The following is a 20,099-nucleotide window of genomic DNA, read 5'->3' as shown; positions in this document are numbered from 1 at the left end:
TGGGGTCGGTCCACGCCGGACATGCCATGTCAGCGGGTGTGTCTGTAACCACGGGAACACCCCTCGTGCACGTGCATCTGCTCATGCATCAGCACATGAACAGAGCTATGATCCGAGACAGTTCAAACCTGCACTTTGCAACTCGGGGAGCGACCTGTGCACCACGTGTACAACGGCATAACGGCCACAGAGCTTCACGGAGTCGTCTGGCAGAAGAGCAGGCACAGCAACTCCCAGGGCTCTTGTGTGGAGTTCGCCAAACTGCCGGGCGGAGAGGTGGCGGTGCGCAATTCGCGCCACCCCGACGGACCCGCACTCGTCTACACACCCGCCGAGATCGAGGCCATGCTGCTCGGTGTCAAGGACGGCGAGTTCGACCACCTGATCGCGACCGTCTGAGCGCCGGTACCCGAGCGCCCGGTACCTGGCGTCGGCACTTGGGGCTGTCACCTGGGGGCTGTCACCTGAACCGGCGTGCGCCCGGCGCACGCCGGGGGATGCGTCTCTGCCCGGCGGCCCGGTCGGGCTCCGGGGCGCCCGTACGTCCTTCGGTGCGCCCGAGTGCTCCGGAACGGGGGCGTCGGCCCTGTGGGGTCGGCGGCCGGACAGCACGTTTCTCGACTTATGTTTTCGGCCAACTTTGCGCACTCCTTGGCCGAATGGGTATGTACCAGGAAGAGGCGAGCGCATGAACCGCGTTCCGTAAAGACCGCGAACCGGTCAACGGCGCCGTCGACGGCCCCCCGGCAGGCGGAGCCGGGGGGACACGTGCAACCCGCCTCGGGGCCGCGCGGAGTCACGTCGGGGACCGCGTGAGGTCGCGTCAGGGGCGCACGTGATGTGTGCGTGAAGAGGTACCGCGCCCCGGGTGCCGTCGGCGGTCAGGTCGGGTCCGGCGTCAGCGGGTCCGGTCCGGGGGCAACTGGAACAGCGCCCAGACCACCTTGCCGCGCAGGGCCCCCGTCAGCGGATGCCAGCCCCACGTGTCACTGAACGACTCGACCAGGCACAGCCCCCGGCCGGACTCAGCGGCCCCGTCCTCCTCGGTCCGGCGCACCGACGGCCCCGTGTGGCTGGGGTCCCGCACGGCGCACACCAGGCGGGACGACCAGCGCATCAGGTGCAGTCGTACGGACAGGTCGTACGTTTCGCGGTCGATCCGGCCGATCCGGCCGAGCCGTTCGAGGTCCGGGCCCTCCTCGTCCGGAAGGGCGTGCCGCAGGGCGTTGGTGACCAGTTCGGAGACGACCAGGGCGACATCGTCGAAGCGGTCGCTCAGGTCCCACTGCGTCAGCGTCGTCCGCGTGAACTGCCGTGCGCCGCGCACCGCTTCGTAGCGGCCCGGCAGGGCGCACGACGCGGAGCCCGCGGCCCCCTTGGGATCGATGGGGGGAAGCCCTTGCCTTAAAGGCTTGAGCATGGTCGATCCATCCATCCCCATGCGAGGCACTCCCGGGAATCGCGGCCGTAGCTGTACTGCGGTGGTCCAGGCGGGTGGTCCGGCGTCACAACACGTCAAACACGAACGAGCACGCAGGTGCGCGAGGCCCATGGTTCCCAATGCGCAGGGCAGATGCAAGGGCAGATGCACGTGCACGCGCCTTGATTGCACCGGCTCATGCCGTTACCGGTTGTTTTCTTCTCGTGACCAATTCCGCTCTCTCCGCAAAGCCTTCTTATTTCCGTAATCGAATGCGTACGGGCTGAAGCGTTTTGATGGCAGAATCCGGCACTTGGAGTGCGGGGGTGCTCCGGGGAGAACCACATGCGATGGGGAGGGTTGGAGACGTGACCGCAGCCGAATCGGGCGGTTCCGTGGTGCGGCGCATCCTGCTTGGCTCACAGCTGAGGCGGCTGCGCGAGACGCGCGGCATCACGCGCGAGGCCGCCGGCTACTCGATCCGCGCATCCGAGTCCAAGATCAGCCGTATGGAGTTGGGACGGGTGAGCTTCAAGGCCAGGGACATCGAGGATCTGCTGACGCTCTACGGAGTCGCCGACGAGGGCGAGCGCGCGGCCCTGCTCGGCCTCGCCCGGGAGGCGAACGTCGCGGGATGGTGGCACAGCTACGGCGATGTGCTGCCCGGCTGGTTCCAGACCTACATCGGTCTCGAAGGCGCCGCCTCGCTGATCCGCATCTACGAGGTCCAGTTCGTGCACGGTCTGCTCCAGACCGAGGCGTACGCGCACGCGGTCGTCACCCGCGGCCAGCCCGACGCGCCGTGCGCCGAGGTCGAACGCCGGGTCGCGCTGCGGCTGGAACGGCAGAAGGTCCTCGTCTCCGAGCGGGCGCCGCGCTTCCACGCGATCCTCGACGAGGCCGCGCTGCGCCGCCCCTACGGCGACCGGGCGGTGATGCAGGGACAGTTGAAACACCTGATCGAGGTCTCGGAGCAGCCGAACATCACACTCCAGGTGATGCCGTTCAGCTTCGGCGGGCACGCGGGCGAGAGCGGCGCCTTCACCATGCTGCGCTTCCCCGAGTCGGACCTCTCCGACGTCGTGTTCCTGGAACAGCTGACCAGCGCGCTCTATCTGGACAAGCAGGAGGAAGTCGCGCAGTACGAACGGGTGATGGAGCGCCTCCAGGAGGACAGCCCGGGACCGGAGGAGAGCCGTGACGTGCTCCGCGGCCTGCTCCAACTCATCTGAACAGCCCATGAAAACGGGCGGCTCGGAGGGCCCCGAAGCGCAAAAGGGATCAGTACGATGACGTCGTATCAGGAGTTTGCACCTGTCGTAAGGGATCGCATGTCCTACTTCACCGACCTGGCCCACCAGTACATCGACGGCGAGTGGCGGACCGGCAGCGGCTCGTGGGACATCATCGATTTCAACCCGTACAACGGGGAGAAGCTGGCCGCCATCACCGTGGCCACGGCCCTGGAGGTCGATGAGGCCTACCGCGCCGCCGAACGCGCGCAGCCCGCCTGGGCCGAGACCAGTCCGTACCTCCGCAGGCAGGTCCTGGAGCGGGTGCTGGCACTGGTCGGGGAGCGCCGGGAGGAGATCGTCGAGGCGATCATCGACGAGCTGGGCGGTACGCGCCTGAAGGCGGAGCACGAGGTCCGCACCTCCGAGGAGTATCTCCGCGAGGCGATCCACCTCGCGCTGCGCCCCGAGGGCCGGATCCTGTCGACGTCCGCGGACGGCCGCGAGAACCGCGTCTACCGGCTGCCGGTCGGAGTCGTCGGGGTGATCAGCCCGTTCAACTTCCCGCTCCTGGTGGCGTTGCGGTCGGTGGCGCCCGCGCTGGTGCTGGGCAACGCCGTGGTGATCAAGCCCAACCAGAACGCGCCGGTCGTCGGCGGCGGACTGGTGGCCAGGCTCTTCGAGGACGCCGGGCTGCCGGCCGGACTGCTCAACGTCGTCGTGACGGACATCGCGGAGATCGGCGACGCGCTGCTCGAACACCCGGTGCCCAAGGTGATCTCGTTCGCCGGATCCGACCGGGTCGGCCGGCACGTGGGCGCGATCGCGGGGGCCAACTTCAAACGGACCGTGCTGGAGCTGAGCGGGAACAGCGCCTTCGTCGTCCTGGACGACCTGGACGACGCGGGCCTCGACCAGGCGGTGGACGCGGCCGTCGCCAGCCGCTTCTTCTTCCAGGGGCAGGTCTGTACGGCGGCCAACCGCATCCTGGTGGACCGGCGCGTCGAGCGGGAGTTCACCGAGCGGTTCGTGGCGCGGGTGCGGGCGCTGAAGGCCGGTGACCCGCGCGACCCGGAGACCCGGATCGGGCCGGTGATCAGCACCTTCCAGGCGGAGGCCCTGACGGCGCTGGTGGACCAGGCGATCGAGGACGGCGCGACCGCGCTGGTACGGGGCCGTACCCGCGGCAATGTCGTGGAGCCGACGGTGCTGACGGATCTGGCGGAGGACTCCCCGCTGCTGCGGCAGGAGATCTTCGGGCCCGTGGCGCTGCTGGTGCCGTTCGACGGCGAGGAGGAGGCGGTACGGATCGCCAACAGCGGCCCGTACGGCCTGAGCGGGGCCGTGCACACCGCGGACCTGGCCCGGGGCGTGTCGTTCGCCCGGCGGATCGTCACCGGCATGATGCACGTCAACGACGTGACCGTGCAGGACGAGCCGCTGGCGCCGTTCGGCGGGGAGAAGAGCTCCGGGGTCGGGCGGCTGGGCGGGGACGCGGCGGTGGAGGCGTTCACGACCCAGCAGTGGGTGTCGGTACGGGCCGGCCGGTCGCGGTTCCCGCTGTGAGACGTGGGGCGTGAGACGTGCGACGGCAGGGCCCCGGGCGGGGTGCCTGCCAGGGCTCCGGTGTTCCGGCCCGGGACCCCGGGCCGGGAGCCGACGGCGAAGTCATAGCCTGGCCCCATGTCAGCGATCCGTTTGCTCGTGCTCGCGGCGGTGCGCCAGCACGGCCGGGCCCATGGCTACCAGGTCCGCAACGACCTGGAGTACTGGGGCGCCCACGAGTGGTCCAACGCCAAGCCCGGCTCGATCTACCACGCGCTGAAGCAACTGGCGAAACAGGGCGCCCTGCTGGCGCACGAGACCGCCCCCAGCCCGGCGGGCGGGCCGCCGCGCACCGAGTACGAGCTGACGGACGCGGGCCGCGAGGAGTACTTCCGGCTGCTGCGCACGGCGCTGACCTCGTACGACCAGCAGATGGACGTCCTGTCGGCCGGGCTCGGCTGCATGGTGGACCTGCCGCGCGCCGAGGTGGTGGGGCTGCTCAGGGAGCGGGTGCGCGCGATCGCGGCCTGGCGGAACGAGGTGACCGAGAACTACGTCCCCGAGGACGGGCCCGAGCAGCTCGGTCACATCGGCGAGATCATGAACTACTGGGTCCACTCGGCCGACGCGGGGGCCACGTGGACGGAGGGCCTGATCACACGCATCGAGGGCGGCGCGTACACCTTCGCGGGCGAGGGCGAGCCGTTCGTCGGGGTGCTCGCCGAGGGGCAGGAGAACCCGTACGCGACCGGGGTTCCCGATGAGGGGGACCGCCACTAATCAAGTTTGACCAATGGATCGGCGCGCGTTATTCTCGATCCGTTGGTCAAACTTGACTAATGGACTGGTGAACTGAAAGGAGTGCCTGTGCCGATCACCGCTTCCGCCGTGTCCCTGAACGTCGACGACGTCCCCGCCTCCAGCGCCTTCCTCATCCGCCACTTCGGATTCCGCGAGGAGGCGGCCGCCGACGGGTTCGCGTCCCTGGCCCGCGAGGACGCCGGGATGAACGTCGTCTACCTGCGGCGCGGTCTGGCCTCGCTCCCCGACGACCAGCGCGACGACCATGCCGGCGGGGTGATCCTCGCCTTCGTCGTCGACGACCTCGAAGCCGAACTGGCCCGCCTGACCGCCGAGGGAGTCGCCGTCACGATGCCGTTGCGCGAGGAGCCCTGGGGCGAACGCGCCTTCCAGGTCAGGGACCCCAACGGGGTCATCGTCCAGCTCGTCGACTGGAACGGATCCGCCGGCCGGTGAGCGCGTGAGCCGGTGAGCCGGTGAGGGAACACGTGGGTCAGTGATGGAAAGCGGTGGCGGCCCGCCTGTCGCGGCTCGCCGGCCGTTCCTGGCGGCGCAGTTCGGTCAGGACCTGCTCCAGGTCGGCCACCAGCAGTTCCGCCAGGTCGGCCGAGAAACCGTTGCGGCAGACCACGCGCAGGACGGACAGGTCCTCGCGGTTCGCGGGGAAGGTGTATGCGGGCACCAGCCAGCCGTGTTCGCGCAGCCGCCGCGAGACGTCGAAGACGTCGAAGACGGTGACGTCCGGCGCGGTGGTGAAGGCGAACACGGGCAGCTCGTCCCCCCGGGTCAGCAGCCGGAACCCGGCCATCTCACCGATGCGGCCGGACAGCTTCGTGGCGATGTCCCGCGCGGTCCGCTGCACGGCGCGGAAACCCTCCCTGCCGAGCCGCAGGAAGGTGTAGTACTGCGCGACCACCTGCGCGCCCGGCCGGGAGAAGTTCAACGCGAAGGTGGGCATGTCGCCGCCCAGGTAGTTGACGCGGAAGACCAGCTCCTCGGGCAGCTCGGCGGACGAGCGCCACAGGGCCCAGCCGACGCCGGGGTAGACGAGTCCGTACTTGTGCCCGGAGGTGTTGATGGACGACACCCGCGGCAGCCGGAAGTCCCAGACGACGTCCTCGTCCAGGAAGGGCGCGACCATGGCGCCCGAGGCCCCGTCGACGTGGACGGGCACATCGAGCCCGGTACGTTCCTCCAGCGCGTCCAGTGCCGCGCAGAGGCCGGCGACGGGCTCGTAGGAGCCGTCGAAGGTGGAGCCGAGAACGGCCACGGCCCCGATGGTGTTCTCGTCGCACAGCTCGGCGGCGGCCTCCGGGTCGAGGTGGAACCGGTCGCCCTCCATGGGCACGCACCGCGCCTCGACCTCCCAGAAGTCGCAGAACTTCTCCCAGCAGACCTGGACGTTGATCCCCATGACGAGGTTCGGCCGGGCGGTGGCGGGGTACCGCGCCGCGTTGCGCCGGGCCCACCGGCGCTTGAGCGCCATCCCGGCGAGCATGCACGCCTCGCTGGAACCGGTGGTCGAGCAGCCGATGGCGGCGGCGGGGTCGGGCGCGTTCCACAGATCGGCGAGCATCGCCACGCAGCGCCGCTCCAGTTCGGCGGTGCGCGGGTACTCGTCCTTGTCGATCATGTTCTTCTCCCGGCACTCCGTCATCAGGACGCCGGCCTCGGGCTCCATCCACGTGGTGACGAAGGTGGCGAGGTTCAGTCGCGCATTGCCGTCCAGCATCAGTTCGTCGTGCACGAGTTGATACGCGGTGGCGGGCGGCATCGGCCCGTCCGGCAGCCGGTGCATGGGCGGCGCGAGGGTCATCTCGCCGACGGGGTCGGCCTCCCCGTAGAACGGGTTGAGCGACAGCCGCCGCAGTTCGGCCCGCTCGTCGGGCGCGATGCCGATGGATCGGTCCGCGCCCCGGTGCAGTGGCATGAGCGGTCTCCTCACGCTGGAACGGTGCTGCCGAACCCCCTGGCGCGAGCATACGGACGCGGGGCGGGCCCCGCCCGGCGGACGGGGCCGGATGGCCCGCGGACGCGATCCCGCCGCCCGCTGTTTCCGCGTCGCGCGGTCACCGCGCCGGCGTGCCGTCGTCGTGGAGGCGCATCCGGGGGCGGCCCGTGACCAGCAGCCAGGCGGGGAGCACGGCCACGCAGAGGAGGGGGAGGATGGTCGTGTCGGCCGCCAGGGCCGCCGCCGTGAAGAGGCTGAGCCAGCCGTGGCGAGTGATCGCGAGGAGGACGCCCAGGACCGCGCACACCACCCCCAGGCTCGGTTGCACGGCCGGGACCAGGGCATGGGCGCACAGGCCGAGGGCGGCGCCCGCGAAGACGGCGGGGAAGATCCGGCCGCCTCGGAAGCCGCAGGCCGCCGCCGTCGTCAGGGCGGTCAGCTTCACCACTGTCATCAGGGCGAACGAGCCGGCCGACCAGCCCTCCGGGTCCGCCGCGAGCGTCTTCACCTCGGCCAGCCCCTTGAACAGCGTCAACTGCCCGCCGAGCGTCCCGAGCAGGCCGAGCACCAGCCCGCCCGCCGTCAGCGCCGGGACGGGGTGGCGCAGAAGGGGGAGGGAGCGGAAGAACGCGTGGACGTGAGGGAAGGCGTACACCACCGCCATCCCCAGCGCCGCCGCGACCGGCGCGATCACCAGGGCCGCCGCCAGGTCGCCCCAGCCGGTGCCCGGGTAAGGCGGCAGACCGAGGTCGAACGTCGGGTGGCTGACCAGGACCGTGGTCAGGCCGCCCGCCCCCGCCGCGATCAGCGGACCGAACAGCTTGTCCCACAGGGAGCCGCGCGGGCCCGGTCCCGAACCCACGCCCTGCCCCTGCCCCTGGCCCGGTCCGGGTCCCTGCCCCTGTCCCGCCGCCAGTGACTCCGACAGGATCAGCGCCGCCGCCACCGGCGTACCGAACAGCGCCCCGATCGTCCCCGCCGCCGCGAGCGCCGGCCACAGTGCCACCGGGGCCCTGGGCGCCGCTCTGCGGCCGAGCCAGTACACGAGCGCGACGTTCGCCGCCGTGATCGGATTCTCCGGGCCGAGACTCACCCCGCCGGCCAGCGCCAGCCCCGTGACCAGCAGCAGCCCCGGTACGACGCGGGCCGGCAGCGGCGCGTCGATCAGGTCCGTGGTGGCCGGGTCGGGTCCCGCGTGCCCCGGCACCAGGAGTACGGCGATCCCCACCGCGAGCCCGGTGGCCGTGAGCGTCACGATCATCCAGAGCGCCGAGTAGCGGCCGATCCCGAGGGCGTCCGGCAGGCTCTGCCAGAGCACGTGTTCCAACCGGTCCGCGACCGCGCTCACGCCCAGCAGCACCAGCGCCGAGGCCACGCCCACCGCCAGGGAGGGCACGACCAGCGGCAGCAGCGCCCGGGCGGAGGGCGCGGGGGAGGACGCGGAAGAGGGAACGGCGGGACCGGACGGGGGAACGGGAGGGGGAGCGGCGGGCGGACCGTCATGAGCCACGCGCCCACCGTATCCACGCACCGGTCCGGCGCCCGGTCGTGCCTCGCCGGGTGTCGCTTCGTTCCGGTATGCCCATGACTGCCACCCGGCCGCACCGTCAAGCGGCCGGGTGGAACTGAGCACCGCGCGCGGGCGTTGATAGCTTGTGCGCGGCCGACCACGCCGAAACACGACGCTCGACCGATTCTCATGACTCAGGAGTCCGGTAACCGTGACACAACTTGCGCTCGGCCCCAGCTGGCTGGACCCGGACTATCTGATCCAGACGTTCGGGCTGATCGGCGTTCTCGTCATCGTCTTCGCCGAGTCCGGCCTTCTCATCGGCTTTTTCCTGCCGGGCGACTCGCTGCTGTTCACCACCGGCCTGCTGGTGACGACCGGCCTGATCGACCACCCGCTGTGGCTCGTGTGCACGCTCGTCGTCGCCGCCGCGATCATCGGTGACCAGGTCGGCTACCTCTTCGGCCGCAAGGTGGGCCCCGCGCTGTTCAGGCGCCCCGACTCCAAGCTCTTCAAGCAGGAGAACGTGGAGAAGGCGCACGAGTTCTTCGAGAAGCACGGCCCCAAGTCGCTGGTCCTCGCGCGCTTCGTGCCCATCATCCGGACGTTCACGCCGATCATCGCCGGCGTCAGCCGGATGAACTACCGCTCCTTCATCATCTTCAACGTCCTCGGCGGCGTCCTCTGGGGCGCGGGCGTCACCCTGCTGGGTGCCTCGCTGGGCAAGATCGCGTTCGTCCGTGAGCACATCGACCTGATCCTCGTCGGCATCGTGCTCCTGTCCGTCCTGCCGATCGTCATCGAGTTCCTGCGGGCCCGTTCGCAGTCCAAGAAGGCGGCGGCCGCCGGGGAGGACACGGCGGCGCCGATGGCCGGGCCCGCCGCCGGGACGGCCGTCGGAGGACCGGAGGACCCGGGCGGCGCCCAGGGACGCGGTCGCCACGCCAAGCGCTGAGCCGGACCGTACGGCCTGAAGGCGGGGCGGGGCGTACGACCCGGGCCCGGCCCCCGGCGGGCCGGCCGTCCGACGGGGAGCCCGGTGCCGGGCTCCCCTCGCCGCTTCCGCTTCCTTGACCCGGAGGCCGGCGCCCGAGGTCAGCGTTCCCGAGGTCCGCGCTCCGGAGGGCGGACCGGGTCGAGCCGACGGTCGGGCGAGGCTCCGGCCTCCGGGCAGTCCGCGCGCAGCACGGCCAGGAAGGCGGTCAGCACGGGCGAGCCGTCGTCCTCGGCGAACGACAGGACGAGGTCGGGCAGCCTGGTCCGTGGCGTCACCCGGCAGAACCAGGCCCCCTCGCGCGGGACCGACGTCATGCGGGAGGGCCCCAGCCCGACGCCCGCACCGGACACGGCCAGCCCGATGACCGTGTGGACGTCCCGGGCGACCGTGGCGCCGCGCGGGGCCGCCGAGTCCTCGCCGAACAGGGCGCGCAGGCCGGCGACCGTGGTCGGTTCGTCCTCGCCCGGTGCGCCTCCATGACCGACCTCCGACTGCTGGTCCTTCGTCCGGAAGTCTTTCATCCGGACGCCGCGCTTCTAGAAGCCGCGCGTCCGCTTGGCCGCGCGGCGGCTGGTCGCCCGTACGTCCCCCGGGACCGTGAGGACCATCCGGGCGATCTCCCCGCCGAGGTTCACCCCGACGGCGATCGCCAGCGCCAGCGTCACCGCTTTGGAGAGGGACGCGAGTCCCCGGTCCAGGTCGTTCTGGGCGAAACCCAGCAGACCGAAGTAGGTGGCCGAACCGGGCAGCAACGGGCCGATCGCCGCCGTGATGTACGGCAGCGCCGAGGCGAACTGGTAGCGCGAGAGCAGCTGTCCGAACAGGCCCACCAACCCCGCCGCCACCGCCGTCGCGAGCACCGGCGAGATGTCGCCCGTCAGGTGCATCGCCGCGTAGACGATCCACGCGACCCCGCCGTTCAGCGACACCATCAGCACGGTGGAACGTTCCTGCTGGAGCAGGATCGCGAACGCGAAGCTCATTCCCACCGACGCGGCGATCTGCACCAGCGGCTGCTTCCCTATGCCCAGCGCCGCGTCCGGGTTCAGCTGGGCCTGCAACTGCACACCCAGGTACAGCACGATCAGCACACCCGTGACGATCGCGATGAAGAAGTACATGACCTCCAACAGGCGTGCGGCCGCGGTGATGTAGTAACCCGTCAGCCCGTCCTGCACCCCCGCCACCAGCGCCCGCCCCGGGAGCAGCGCGAAGAGCCCACCGGTGATCACGGCGGAGGCGGGACCCGCCCAGGACACCACGGGACCGAGCAGCGTCAGCGCCACCCCCATCGCCGCCGGCGGCATCGCGGCCGCCATGAACTGGTAGAACTCCGGCAGCCCGCGCCCCGAACACAGCCAGGCCAGCCGGTCGCCGAGCATCGCGCCGGCCGCCGCCGCGAGGAACACCAGCACACCGCCGCCGACCAGCACGGACGCGCAGCCCGCCAGCAGCCCGCTCGCCACGGTCAGCGCCCAGCCGGGGTACGGGTGGCGGTTGCGCCGGATCTCCGCCAGCCGTCGGTACGCCTCCTCGAGCGTGACGTCCGTGTCCTCGGTGGTGATGTCGTCGATGAGCGTGTACACGGCCGACAGCCGGGTGTAGTCGGTGCCACGTCTGCGTACGGTCCGGTTGGCCGTCACCGGGTCGTCCACCAACGACGGCTGGTGCGAGATCGACAGCAGCGTGAAGGTGACGGTCGGCTCGCAGCGGTCCAGTCCGTACGCGCGGCTCACCGCGAACATCGCGGCCTCGACGTCCTCGGCGCCCTCGCCGCCCGCCAGCAGCAGCTCCCCGATACGCAGGGTGAGGTCCAGCACGCGCGGCACGGCGGGCCCCTGGTCGTCGTGGCGCTGCACCGTCTCCGGTACGGGGCGGTCGGCGGCGGGCATGCGCAGCAGGGTGCGCATCCGGTCCTGCCAGGGGCTGTGCTTGTTCAGCCTGACCATGGGGACGCCGTGCGCGGGCGTGACACCCGGCGCGCCGCCCCGGCCGCCGTACGCGCCGTAACCGGAACCCGGTGCCCCCTGTACGCCCTCCGGGACGTCGAAGGCGGAGCCCTCCGGCTCGGGCGACGGCTCCGTGCTCAGTCCCTCCGGGATCGCGAACTCCGAGGTCGGCTGGTCGTCCTCGGGAAGCGGTGGCTGCTCCACCCCGAGCGGCGGGGTGAAGGCACTGTGCGCCTCGTCCGCCTGATGAGGCTTTCGGTCCTCGGGACCGTCCGGCTCGGCCACCACGTTCTGAATCCTCACTCCCTGCCGTCACCCGCCTGCTCTGGCTTCCCCGCTGTCTCCCCCTGCCCCGTCGTTCCCATGCGTAGTGCCGCGTCCCGGCGCGTGTCGCGCCGCTCCCGCCTGCCTCCTGCCGTGTGTGGTCCGCCGCCCGCCGCCCGCCCGGAGCCACCGCATCGCGTCTGCCCAGTATGGGCACGTCCATGAGCGCCACACACGCGGACGGGAGCCGGCCCGGGACCGTACGCCCCGCACACGGACGGGCGGCACACCCCGTGCGAGGTGCGCCGCCCGTCGTCCGTCCGGCCGGGGCCCGGTGCCGAAGCACGCCCGGGCCCGCCGGTCACACGGAAAGGACCGCCGTCAGTGGGCTCCGCCCTTGGCCTCCAGGCGCTTGTACGACGCCTCGATCTCGGCCTCGGCCTCGGCGCGGCCCACCCAGTCGGCGCCCTCGACGGACTTGCCGGGCTCCAGGTCCTTGTAGACCTCGAAGAAGTGCTGGATCTCCAGGCGGTCGAACTCCGAGACGTGGTGGATGTCCCGCAGGTGCTCCACCCGGGGGTCGGACGCCGGCACGCACAGCAGCTTGTCGTCGCCGCCGGCCTCGTCCGTCATCCGGAACATGCCGATGGCGCGGCACTTGATGAGGCAGCCGGGGAAGGTCGGCTCGTCCAGGATGACCAGCGCGTCCAGCGGGTCTCCGTCCTCACCGAGGGTGTTCTCGACGAACCCGTAGTCGGCCGGGTAGCTCGTCGAGGTGAAGAGCCGGCGGTCGAGGCGGATGCGGCCTGTCTCGTGGTCCACCTCGTACTTGTTCCGCGAACCCTTGGGGATCTCGATGGTGACGTCGAACTCCACGGGTGTCTCCTCCTGGATCAAACACGTCATGACACTGACGAATGACACTAACGTCGGACGATGCTGCGTCTTCACGGAGGAGACCTCCCGGCCGGGGGCCGGGATGCCGTGCTCGTGGCAGAACGCAGTGGTTAAGTGTCCCCCACGCAGCTGTGTGATCGCGAAAGGGGCTGGTCAGCCATGCTTGAGCCGAAGGTGTGGCAGGTCACGGCGGGGTCGGTGGCACTCGGCCTGGTGTGCGCCGCGGTGGCCGTGGCCGCGGCGGGGCCCTGGGACGCGGGCCAGCGCAGGGCCGAACGCGAGCGGGCGGCGGCCGCGGCCCGCGCGGGTGGTGCGCATCACGGCCCGGCCGGCCGGGGCACCCCCGAGCCCGCGCCCAGCGCCGCCGGCGTGCTCAGCGCGCTCACGACCGCCTCCACCGCTCCCGGGGACGTCCCGGCGGGTCTCTCCGGCGACCTCGGCAGGCGGCTCGGCCCCCTGATGGACGACAAGGGGCTCGGCTCCGCCCGTACGGCCTCCGTGGTCGACGTCGCCACCGGCACCCGGCTGTACGGCAAGGGGCAGGACAAGGCGATGGTCCCGGCCTCCACGGTCAAGATCGCCACCATGACCGCCGCGCTGTCCGCGCTCGGCCCCGACCACCGCATCGCCACCACCGTCACGGCCACCCCCGACCGGCGGCGGCTCACCCTGGTCGGCGGCGGCGACGCCACCCTGGACGCGGCGGGGCTGCGCGCCCTCGCCGACGACACCGCTCGCGCGCTGCGCGAGCGGGGGGCCCGGGCGGTCACGCTCGCCTACGACACGTCCCTCTACTCCGGCCCGCGCAGGCACCCCATCGGCCCCAACGACAACATCGCGCCCGTCGTGCCGCTGATGGTCGGACAGGGCCGGGCCGATCCCTCCTCCCAGGGGCCGGCGCCGCGCGGCGAGGACCCCGCGGGCGACGCGGCCGACGCCTTCACCGGGCTGCTGCGCGACCGGGGCGTACGGGTCACCGCCGACCCGGCCGAGGGCCGGTCGGCCGCCGGCGCCGAGCCGCTGGCCAGGACGTACTCGCGGCCGCTCGCCGCCCTGGTGGAGCGCGCCTTGACCGAGAGCGACAACGACATCGCGGAGTCCCTGGCCCGCCAGACCGCGATCGCCACGGGCCGCCCCGCGAGCTTCGCGGGCGCGGGCCGGGCCGTCGGGGCGGAGCTGAAGAAGCTGAAGATGCCCCTGGCCGGCGCCCGCTTCGCCGACGGCAGCGGCCTGAACCGCGCGGACCGGGCCAGCGCGGCCCTGCTCACCGCCCTGCTGACGCGCGCCGCCGACCCGGCCCACCCGGAGCTGCGGCCCGTCCTGACCGGGCTGCCCGTCGCCGGGTTCAACGGCACGCTGCGCGGCCGGTACGCGCACGCCGCGCCGGCCGCCGGGCTGGTACGCGCCAAGACCGGCACGCTCACCGGGGTGAACACCCTGGCGGGCACCGTCGTGGACCGCCGCGGCCGGCTGCTGGCCTTCGCCTTCATGGCGGGCTCCACCCGCTCCCCCGGCGCGGCCCAGGACGCCCTGGACCGGCTGTCGGCGGCCCTGGTGCGGTGAGGGCGTTCCTGTTACGTCCGGGGTACCCACGTCCGCCGAGGGCCACATGGCCGGGGCGGCCATGACGTCCCGGCCAGGCACGTCCGCCGGCGAGTGAGCCGAAGGGGCGCGCCGCTGTCGAAAGGGAGGTTGTGCTCGATATGCGGCTCCGCCGCGTGGGCGGAGGCTCCGAGGAACGAGGAGCCGAGCACGGTCGACCGTCGACAGGGGCATAAAGCGCCCCGGAGGCGAACCGAGCCCCAAAAAAGAGGCCGCGCGCGGCGGTGACCGGACACCCCGGCCACCTCGGGGTTTTCCATCCGCCGCCCGGCACCTGCGCCCCCGGAGGCGAACCGAGCCCTGATAAAGGGGGCCGGCCCCACGTCCGGACCTCTCCGCTCCCCGGTCCGAGCACGTACGGTTGACGCATGACGAGCATCGGTGGTGCCGAGATGGTCGACTGGAACCTCGCGGTGGCGACCGCGACCCGCCTCGTACGGCCCGGACCCGAGGTCGGCCGGGACGAGGCGCGCGAGATCGTCGCCGAGCTGCGCGGGCATGCCATGGCGTCCGAGGACCATGTCCGCGCGTACACCCGGATGGTGCCGGACGGCCATGATCCGGTGGACACCCCGGTCCTGGTCGTGGACCGGCCGGGCTGGGTCAAGGCCAATGTCGCGGGGTTCCGGGAGCTGCTGGGGCCCCTGTTCGCCAAGATGCGTGAGCGGCGCTCGGGCAGCGCGGGCGGCGCCGTTCTGGGCGCCGTGGGCGGCAAGGTCACCGGCGTCGAGCTGGGCATGCTGCTGTCGTTCATGTCGTCCCGCGTCCTCGGCCAGTACGAGACCTTCGCGCCCGCCTCGCGTGACCTCCCGGCCGCTGCGGACGGGGCGGGGCGGCTGCTGCTGGTCGCGCCCAACATCGTCCACGTCGAGCGCGAACTGGACGTCGATCCACACGACTTCCGGCTCTGGGTGGCGCTCCACGAGGAGACGCACCGCACCCAGTTCACCGGTGTCCCCTGGCTGCGCGATCACCTCCAGGGCGAGATCCAGTCGTTCCTGGAGGAGACCGACGTCGACCCGATGACCCTCCTGGAGCGGCTCCGCGAGGCCGCCCAGTCGCTGGCCGGCGGCCGGCCCGAGGGCGAGCGGGACGACGACGGCCACAGCATCGTCGAGCTGGTGCAGACGCCCGGCCAGCGCGAGGTCCTGAGCCGGCTCACCGCCGTGATGTCCCTGCTCGAAGGCCATGCCGACTATGTGATGGACGGGGTCGGACCGCAGGTCGTGCCCACGGTCGCGGAGATCCGGGAGAAGTTCCAGCAGCGCCGGGCACGCGGTGCCGGCCGGCTCGACATGGCGCTGCGCAAGCTGCTCGGGCTGGACGCGAAGCTGCGCCAGTACCGGGACGGCGAGCGGTTCGTACGGGCCGTCGTCGAGGAGGTCGGCATGGACGGCTTCAACCGGGTGTGGACCTCGCCGAACACCCTGCCCACCAAGGCGGAGATCGCCAAACCGGCGGACTGGGTCGCGCGGGTGCACCGCAAGGCGGACACCTGAGCCGTACCCGGGCCGGGGCACGCCCCCGGGCACAGGCGCGCCTCAGCTATCACCCATCCGAGGGACCGTGGGTGGGGGACAGGCGTGCAATGCTCGGGTAATGACTCGGCTCTGTCACCATCGACGCACTCTGAGTGACGTTCTCCGCCCTGACTCCGGCCGAGGCACCCCCCGTAAAACATCACGAAGGGCACCGGACATGGGTCCCCATCCTGCGGTCGCGGCGATACGCCTGGCGGTCCGCCGCGTACTCCACGACATCCTCACCGACCTGGCTGATCCCTCTCGCACCCCGGCCGAGTCCGCTCCCTCCTGGACCGCCCCGTCCTGGACCGGCGAGTCCCGGACCGTATCCTCCCGGACCGGCGAGTCCTGGAGTGGCGAGTCCCGGCCCGGCGATTCCCTGCCCGGCGAGCCGCCGCTCGTGCTCGTCGCCTGCTCGGGCGGCGCCGACTCCATGGCCCTCGCCTCGGCCCTCGCCTTCGAGGCCCCCAAGCTCTCCGTCCGCGCCGGTGCCGTCACCGTCGACCACGGTCTCCAGGCCGGATCGGACGTCCGCGCCCGTGACCTCGTCACCCGGCTCCGCGCGATGCGGCTCGACCCCGTCGAATCCGTCGCCGTGACCGTCGGCCTCGCCCGGACGCCCGTGGCGCACAGCGACTCCTCCCCGCGCGTCGACGGAGGGCGGCGGGTGGGCGGCCCCGAGGCCGCCGCCCGTGACGCGCGGTACGAGGCCCTGGACGCCGCCGCCGAGCGCCATCACGCCGCCGCCGTCCTGCTCGGCCACACCCGCGACGACCAGGCGGAGACGGTCCTGCTCGGCCTCGCCCGAGGCTCCGGCACCCGCTCCCTGTCCGGCATGGCGGCCGTCTCGGGGAAGGCGGGCCGCTACCGGCGCCCCTTCCTGGGGCTCGACCGGCAGACCGCCCGCAAGGCCTGCCTCGTCCAGTCGATCCCCGTGTGGGACGACCCGCACAACACCGACCCCTCCTACACCCGCTCCCGGCTCCGGCACGAGGGGCTGCCCGCCCTGGAGAAGGCGCTCGGCAAGGGCGTCGTCGAGGCCCTGGCCCGTACCGCGCAGCTCTCCCGCGACGACGCCGACGCCCTCGACGGCTGGGCCACCGAGGCGGAGCGGTCCGTTCGGGACGAGACGGGGCAGCTGGTGTGCGCCCGGCTCCAGGAGCTGCCGCCCGCCGTCCGCCGCCGGGTGCTGCGCCGCGCGGTGATCGCCGTGGGCGCCCCCGCCGGTTCGCTGTTCGCCCGTCACATCGAAGAGGTCGACCGCCTGATCACGGGCTGGCGCGGCCAGAAGGCCATCAGCCTGCCCGGGAGGGTCGAGGCCCGGAGGCAGGGTGGCAGACTTGTCATCCGGCAGGGCTGAAGCGCTGACGCTCTACGGCTGTGTCTCCCGGGTCCCCGGCGCTGTCCGGCCCCGGCACCTGGCCGACGACGAAAGTGATGCGGGTGGACGACAAGGACATGGGCAACGACCTCCAGTCGGTGCTCATCACCAAGGAAGAGATCGACGCGAAGCTGGCCGACCTGGCCGCGAAGATCGACGCTGAGTACGCGGGCAAGGACCTGCTTCTCGTCGGGGTCCTCAAGGGCGCCGTGATGGTCATGGCGGACCTGGCGCGGGCCCTGTCCACCCCCGTGACGATGGACTGGATGGCCGTCTCCTCGTACGGGGCGGGCACCCAGTCCTCCGGCGTGGTCCGGATCCTCAAGGACCTGGACACCGACATCAAGGGCAAGCACGTCCTCATCGTGGAGGACATCATCGACTCGGGGCTGACCCTGTCGTGGCTGCTGTCCAACCTCGGTTCGCGCGAGCCGGCCTCGCTGGACGTCTGCACCCTGCTCCGTAAACCGGACGCCGCGAAGGTCGCGATCGACGTCAAATGGATCGGCTTCGACATTCCGAATGAGTTCGTCGTCGGATACGGACTGGATTACGCGGAGAAGTACCGCAACCTGCCTTTCGTCGGAACGCTCGCGCCGCACGTGTACGGGGGCTAGCGCCCCTCCCGGCACTGGGCCGGGCCAGGCCGTGTATCGACGGCCCCGGCCCGGCCCGGGCCCCGGTTCCCGGTCGAACAGGACCGGGGTGGGGCCGGCACCGGGAACCCTGGAGCGTTTCGCGGCGTTGAAGTAGTGGAAGGCGGGTTTGTCAGCCGTCCCGTGCGGTCGCGGGTGGCAATGCTGGGGTACCGTCCGAAGAACAGCTTTTTTCTCACAGCGGCATTTACCTACGGGCAGGAGGGACGGGGCGATTCCGCTCCGTATGGATGGACGTGAAGCGATACTTCCGTGGGCCGGTCATGTGGATCGTGCTGGCCGTCCTCGCCGTGGTCGTGCTGATGCAGGTCGTCGGCTCGTCGGGCGGCTACAAGACGGTGGACACCGGTCAGGTCGTCCAGGCGATCGACAAGAACCAGGCCGAGCAGGTCAAGCTGACCACAGGTGACGAACAGATCATCAAGGTCGACCTCAAGGACGGCCAGAAGGTCAACGGCAGCGACAAGATCCAGGCCAGCTACATCGGCAACCAGGGCTCGTCGCTCGCCTCGACCTTGCAGAAGAAGTACCAGAGCGGTGACATCACCAAGGGATACACGGTCTCGCCGTCGAAGCAGAGCCCGTTCGTCTCGGTGCTGCTCTCGTTGCTGCCCTTCGTGCTGATCGTCGTGGTCTTCCTGTTCCTGATGAACCAGATGCAGGGCGGCGGCTCCCGGGTCATGCAGTTCGGGAAGTCCAAGGCCAAGCTCATCACCAAGGACACCCCGAAGACGACCTTCGCCGATGTGGCCGGGTCCGACGAGGCGGTCGAGGAGCTCCACGAGATCAAGGAGTTCCTCCAGGAGCCGGCCAAGTTCCAGGCCGTCGGCGCCAAGATTCCCAAGGGCGTGCTGCTCTACGGCCCGCCCGGTACGGGCAAGACGCTGCTCGCCCGCGCGGTCGCGGGTGAGGCCGGAGTGCCGTTCTACTCGATCTCCGGCTCCGACTTCGTCGAGATGTTCGTCGGTGTCGGTGCCTCCCGGGTGCGCGACCTCTTCGAGCAGGCCAAGGCGAACGCGCCGGCGATCGTCTTCGTGGACGAGATCGACGCCGTAGGGCGGCACCGTGGCGCGGGCCTCGGCGGTGGCCACGACGAGCGCGAGCAGACGCTGAACCAGCTGCTCGTGGAGATGGACGGCTTCGACGTGAAGGGCGGCGTCATCCTGATCGCCGCCACGAACCGGCCGGACATCCTCGACCCGGCGCTCCTGCGCCCGGGCCGCTTCGACCGGCAGATCGCCGTCGACCGCCCCGACATGCAGGGCCGGCTGGAGATCCTCAAGGTCCACCAGAAGGGCAAGCCGGTCGCCCCGGACGTCGACCTGGGCGCCGTCGCCCGCCGTACGCCCGGCTTCACCGGCGCGGACCTGGCGAACGTGCTGAACGAGGCGGCGCTCCTGACGGCGCGCGGCGACGGGAAGCTGATCGACAACCACTTCCTGGACGAGGCGATCGACCGGGTGGTGGCGGGCCCGCAGAAGCGGACCCGGATCATGTCCGAGAAGGAGAAGAAGATCACCGCGTATCACGAGGGCGGTCACGCCCTGGTCGCGGCGGCTTCTCCCAACTCCGACCCGGTGCACAAGATCACGATCCTGTCGAGAGGCCGGGCGCTGGGCTACACGATGGTCCTGCCGGACGAGGACAAGTACTCGACCACGCGCAACGAGATGCTCGACCAGCTGGCGTACATGCTGGGCGGGCGCGCGGCCGAGGAACTGGTCTTCCACGACCCGACCACGGGCGCGGCCAACGACATCGAGAAGGCCACGGCCACGGCCCGGGCGATGGTCACGCAGTACGGCATGACCGAGCGGCTCGGCGCGATCAAGTTCGGCGGCGACAACACGGAGCCGTTCCTCGGCCGTGAGATGGCGCACCAGCGCGACTACTCGGAAGAGGTCGCGGCGTTGGTCGACGACGAGGTCAAGAAGCTGATCGAGACCGCGCACAACGAGGCGTGGGAGATCCTTGTGGAGAACCGGGACGTCCTGGACAACCTGGTCCTCCAGCTCCTGGAGAAGGAGACGCTCAACAAGGACCAGATCGCGGAGATCTTCTCGACCGTCGTCAAGCGGCCGTCGCGCCCGGCGTGGACCGGCTCCTCGCGGCGTACGCCCTCCACGCGGCCGCCGGTGCTCTCGCCCAAGGAGCTGGCGCTGACCAACGGCGCGTCCGGTGCCAACGGCGGCATGCCGGCGGTGACCGGCGGCGAGACCCCGCCCACCGAGGCCGTCCCGGAGGACCGCCCGGAGAGCTGACGGACGGCGGGACGGACCGGCCTCGGCCGAGAGAGCTGACCGGTCCGTCCCGACAGGCCCGGAATGGATGCCGCGCACCCCAGGTTCTAGCCTGTGGGGGCGCGGCATTC

16 protein-coding genes and 1 pseudogene are annotated in these 20,099 nt (G+C 71.4%); 11 read left to right on the top strand and 6 right to left on the bottom strand.

What is annotated here, in order from left to right:
• The first annotated feature begins 156 nt into the window (after positions 1-156).
• Positions 157-399, top strand: coding sequence for a DUF397 domain-containing protein (locus ACU6P3_RS14805; protein WP_030751005.1), 243 nt, complete (start codon positions 157-159; stop codon positions 397-399).
• Positions 400-898: 499 nt separating this feature from the next.
• On the opposite strand, the gene ACU6P3_RS14800 is transcribed toward ACU6P3_RS14805, so the two are convergent.
• The gene (locus ACU6P3_RS14800) at positions 899-1,441 is read right to left on the bottom strand and encodes an ATP-binding protein (RefSeq protein ID WP_447197507.1); all 543 of its coding nucleotides are present in this window, start codon (positions 1,439-1,441) and stop codon (positions 899-901) included.
• Between the two features lie 329 nt (positions 1,442-1,770).
• Here ACU6P3_RS14800 and ACU6P3_RS14795 point away from each other — a divergent pair, with 329 nt between their 5' ends.
• The 4 genes from ACU6P3_RS14795 (at position 1,771) to ACU6P3_RS14780 (ending at position 5,454) form a co-directional block, all read left to right on the top strand.
• Entirely contained in the window at positions 1,771-2,652 is an 882-nt protein-coding gene (locus ACU6P3_RS14795) for a Sco1979 family transcriptional regulator (RefSeq protein ID WP_051765531.1), read from the top strand.
• A 99-nt stretch (positions 2,653-2,751) separates the two neighbouring features.
• A complete protein-coding gene (locus tag ACU6P3_RS14790; RefSeq protein WP_447197506.1) occupies positions 2,752-4,218 on the top strand; it encodes an aldehyde dehydrogenase family protein in 1,467 nt (488 codons plus the stop codon).
• A gap of 117 nt (positions 4,219-4,335) precedes the next feature.
• Complete coding sequence (locus tag ACU6P3_RS14785; protein ID WP_447197505.1) at positions 4,336-4,977, top strand: PadR family transcriptional regulator; 642 nt, start codon at positions 4,336-4,338, stop codon at positions 4,975-4,977.
• A gap of 87 nt (positions 4,978-5,064) precedes the next feature.
• Entirely contained in the window at positions 5,065-5,454 is a 390-nt protein-coding gene (locus ACU6P3_RS14780) for a VOC family protein (RefSeq protein ID WP_447197504.1), read from the top strand.
• A 37-nt stretch (positions 5,455-5,491) separates the two neighbouring features.
• Here ACU6P3_RS14780 and gad read toward each other — a convergent pair whose 3' ends face one another.
• Together gad and ACU6P3_RS14770 are read right to left on the bottom strand one after the other, a co-directional pair.
• Positions 5,492-6,928, bottom strand: a complete 1,437-nt coding sequence (gene gad / locus ACU6P3_RS14775; RefSeq protein ID WP_447197503.1) for a glutamate decarboxylase — start codon at positions 6,926-6,928, stop codon at positions 5,492-5,494.
• A gap of 139 nt (positions 6,929-7,067) precedes the next feature.
• Complete coding sequence (locus ACU6P3_RS14770) at positions 7,068-8,459, bottom strand: chloride channel protein (RefSeq protein ID WP_447197502.1); 1,392 nt, start codon at positions 8,457-8,459, stop codon at positions 7,068-7,070.
• Between the two features lie 211 nt (positions 8,460-8,670).
• On the opposite strand from ACU6P3_RS14770, the gene ACU6P3_RS14765 reads away from it, so the two are divergent.
• Positions 8,671-9,414: a DedA family protein gene (locus ACU6P3_RS14765; RefSeq protein ID WP_447197501.1), complete on the top strand. Its 744-nt coding sequence runs from the start codon at positions 8,671-8,673 to the stop codon at positions 9,412-9,414.
• Between the two features lie 140 nt (positions 9,415-9,554).
• On the opposite strand, the pseudogene ACU6P3_RS14760 reads toward ACU6P3_RS14765, so the two are convergent.
• The 3 genes and pseudogenes from ACU6P3_RS14760 to ACU6P3_RS14750 form a co-directional block, all read right to left on the bottom strand.
• Positions 9,555-9,926, bottom strand: a pseudogene (locus ACU6P3_RS14760) (type 2 periplasmic-binding domain-containing protein); the annotation flags it as partial.
• Between the two features lie 66 nt (positions 9,927-9,992).
• Positions 9,993-11,693: a threonine/serine exporter family protein gene (locus ACU6P3_RS14755; RefSeq protein WP_447197896.1), complete on the bottom strand. Its 1,701-nt coding sequence runs from the start codon at positions 11,691-11,693 to the stop codon at positions 9,993-9,995.
• A 357-nt stretch (positions 11,694-12,050) separates the two neighbouring features.
• Positions 12,051-12,545 (bottom strand): inorganic diphosphatase, encoded by a 495-nt coding sequence (locus ACU6P3_RS14750; RefSeq protein ID WP_030750974.1) that lies wholly within the window; start codon positions 12,543-12,545, stop codon positions 12,051-12,053.
• Positions 12,546-12,725: 180 nt separating this feature from the next.
• Between ACU6P3_RS14750 and dacB the strand changes: the two genes are divergently transcribed.
• The 5 genes from dacB (at position 12,726) to ftsH (ending at position 19,989) form a co-directional block, all read left to right on the top strand.
• Positions 12,726-14,129: a D-alanyl-D-alanine carboxypeptidase/D-alanyl-D-alanine endopeptidase gene (gene dacB, locus ACU6P3_RS14745; protein WP_447197500.1), complete on the top strand. Its 1,404-nt coding sequence runs from the start codon at positions 12,726-12,728 to the stop codon at positions 14,127-14,129.
• A gap of 407 nt (positions 14,130-14,536) precedes the next feature.
• Positions 14,537-15,667: an Rv3626c family coenzyme F420 biosynthesis-associated protein gene (locus ACU6P3_RS14740; RefSeq protein WP_352087322.1), complete on the top strand. Its 1,131-nt coding sequence runs from the start codon at positions 14,537-14,539 to the stop codon at positions 15,665-15,667.
• A 199-nt stretch (positions 15,668-15,866) separates the two neighbouring features.
• Positions 15,867-17,051 carry a tRNA lysidine(34) synthetase TilS gene (gene tilS / locus ACU6P3_RS14735; RefSeq protein WP_447197499.1) on the top strand — a complete coding sequence of 395 codons (1,185 nt, stop codon included), beginning with the start codon at positions 15,867-15,869 and terminating at the stop codon, positions 17,049-17,051.
• 77 nt (positions 17,052-17,128) lie between these two features.
• Entirely contained in the window at positions 17,129-17,689 is a 561-nt protein-coding gene (hpt, locus tag ACU6P3_RS14730) for a hypoxanthine phosphoribosyltransferase (protein WP_030756192.1), read from the top strand.
• A 269-nt stretch (positions 17,690-17,958) separates the two neighbouring features.
• Positions 17,959-19,989 carry an ATP-dependent zinc metalloprotease FtsH gene (ftsH, locus tag ACU6P3_RS14725; RefSeq protein ID WP_447197498.1) on the top strand — a complete coding sequence of 677 codons (2,031 nt, stop codon included), beginning with the start codon at positions 17,959-17,961 and terminating at the stop codon, positions 19,987-19,989.
• Positions 19,990-20,099 lie beyond the last annotated feature (110 nt).

It is taken from the genome of Streptomyces hebeiensis (assembly GCF_052983195.1).
The sequence above is the reverse complement of the archived record's forward strand: the minus strand, read 5'-3'. Positions and strand labels throughout refer to the sequence as shown.

What these genes read in the sequence shown, in the direction of transcription:
- ACU6P3_RS14800 (WP_447197507.1), bottom strand. Translation starts at nt 1,441, where the DNA reads ATGGGGATGGATGGATCGACCATGCTCAAGCCTTTAAGGCAAGGGCTT.
- ACU6P3_RS14795 (WP_051765531.1), top strand. Translation starts at nt 1,771, where the DNA reads ATGGGGAGGGTTGGAGACGTGACCGCAGCCGAATCGGGCGGTTCCGTG.
- ACU6P3_RS14790 (WP_447197506.1), top strand. Translation starts at nt 2,752, where the DNA reads ATGTCCTACTTCACCGACCTGGCCCACCAGTACATCGACGGCGAGTGG.
- ACU6P3_RS14785 (WP_447197505.1), top strand. Translation starts at nt 4,336, where the DNA reads ATGTCAGCGATCCGTTTGCTCGTGCTCGCGGCGGTGCGCCAGCACGGC.
- gad (WP_447197503.1), bottom strand. Translation starts at nt 6,928, where the DNA reads ATGCCACTGCACCGGGGCGCGGACCGATCCATCGGCATCGCGCCCGAC.
- dacB (WP_447197500.1), top strand. Translation starts at nt 12,726, where the DNA reads ATGCTTGAGCCGAAGGTGTGGCAGGTCACGGCGGGGTCGGTGGCACTC.
- ACU6P3_RS14740 (WP_352087322.1), top strand. Translation starts at nt 14,537, where the DNA reads ATGACGAGCATCGGTGGTGCCGAGATGGTCGACTGGAACCTCGCGGTG.
- tilS (WP_447197499.1), top strand. Translation starts at nt 15,867, where the DNA reads ATGGGTCCCCATCCTGCGGTCGCGGCGATACGCCTGGCGGTCCGCCGC.
- hpt (WP_030756192.1), top strand. Translation starts at nt 17,129, where the DNA reads ATGCGGGTGGACGACAAGGACATGGGCAACGACCTCCAGTCGGTGCTC.
- ftsH (WP_447197498.1), top strand. Translation starts at nt 17,959, where the DNA reads ATGGACGTGAAGCGATACTTCCGTGGGCCGGTCATGTGGATCGTGCTG.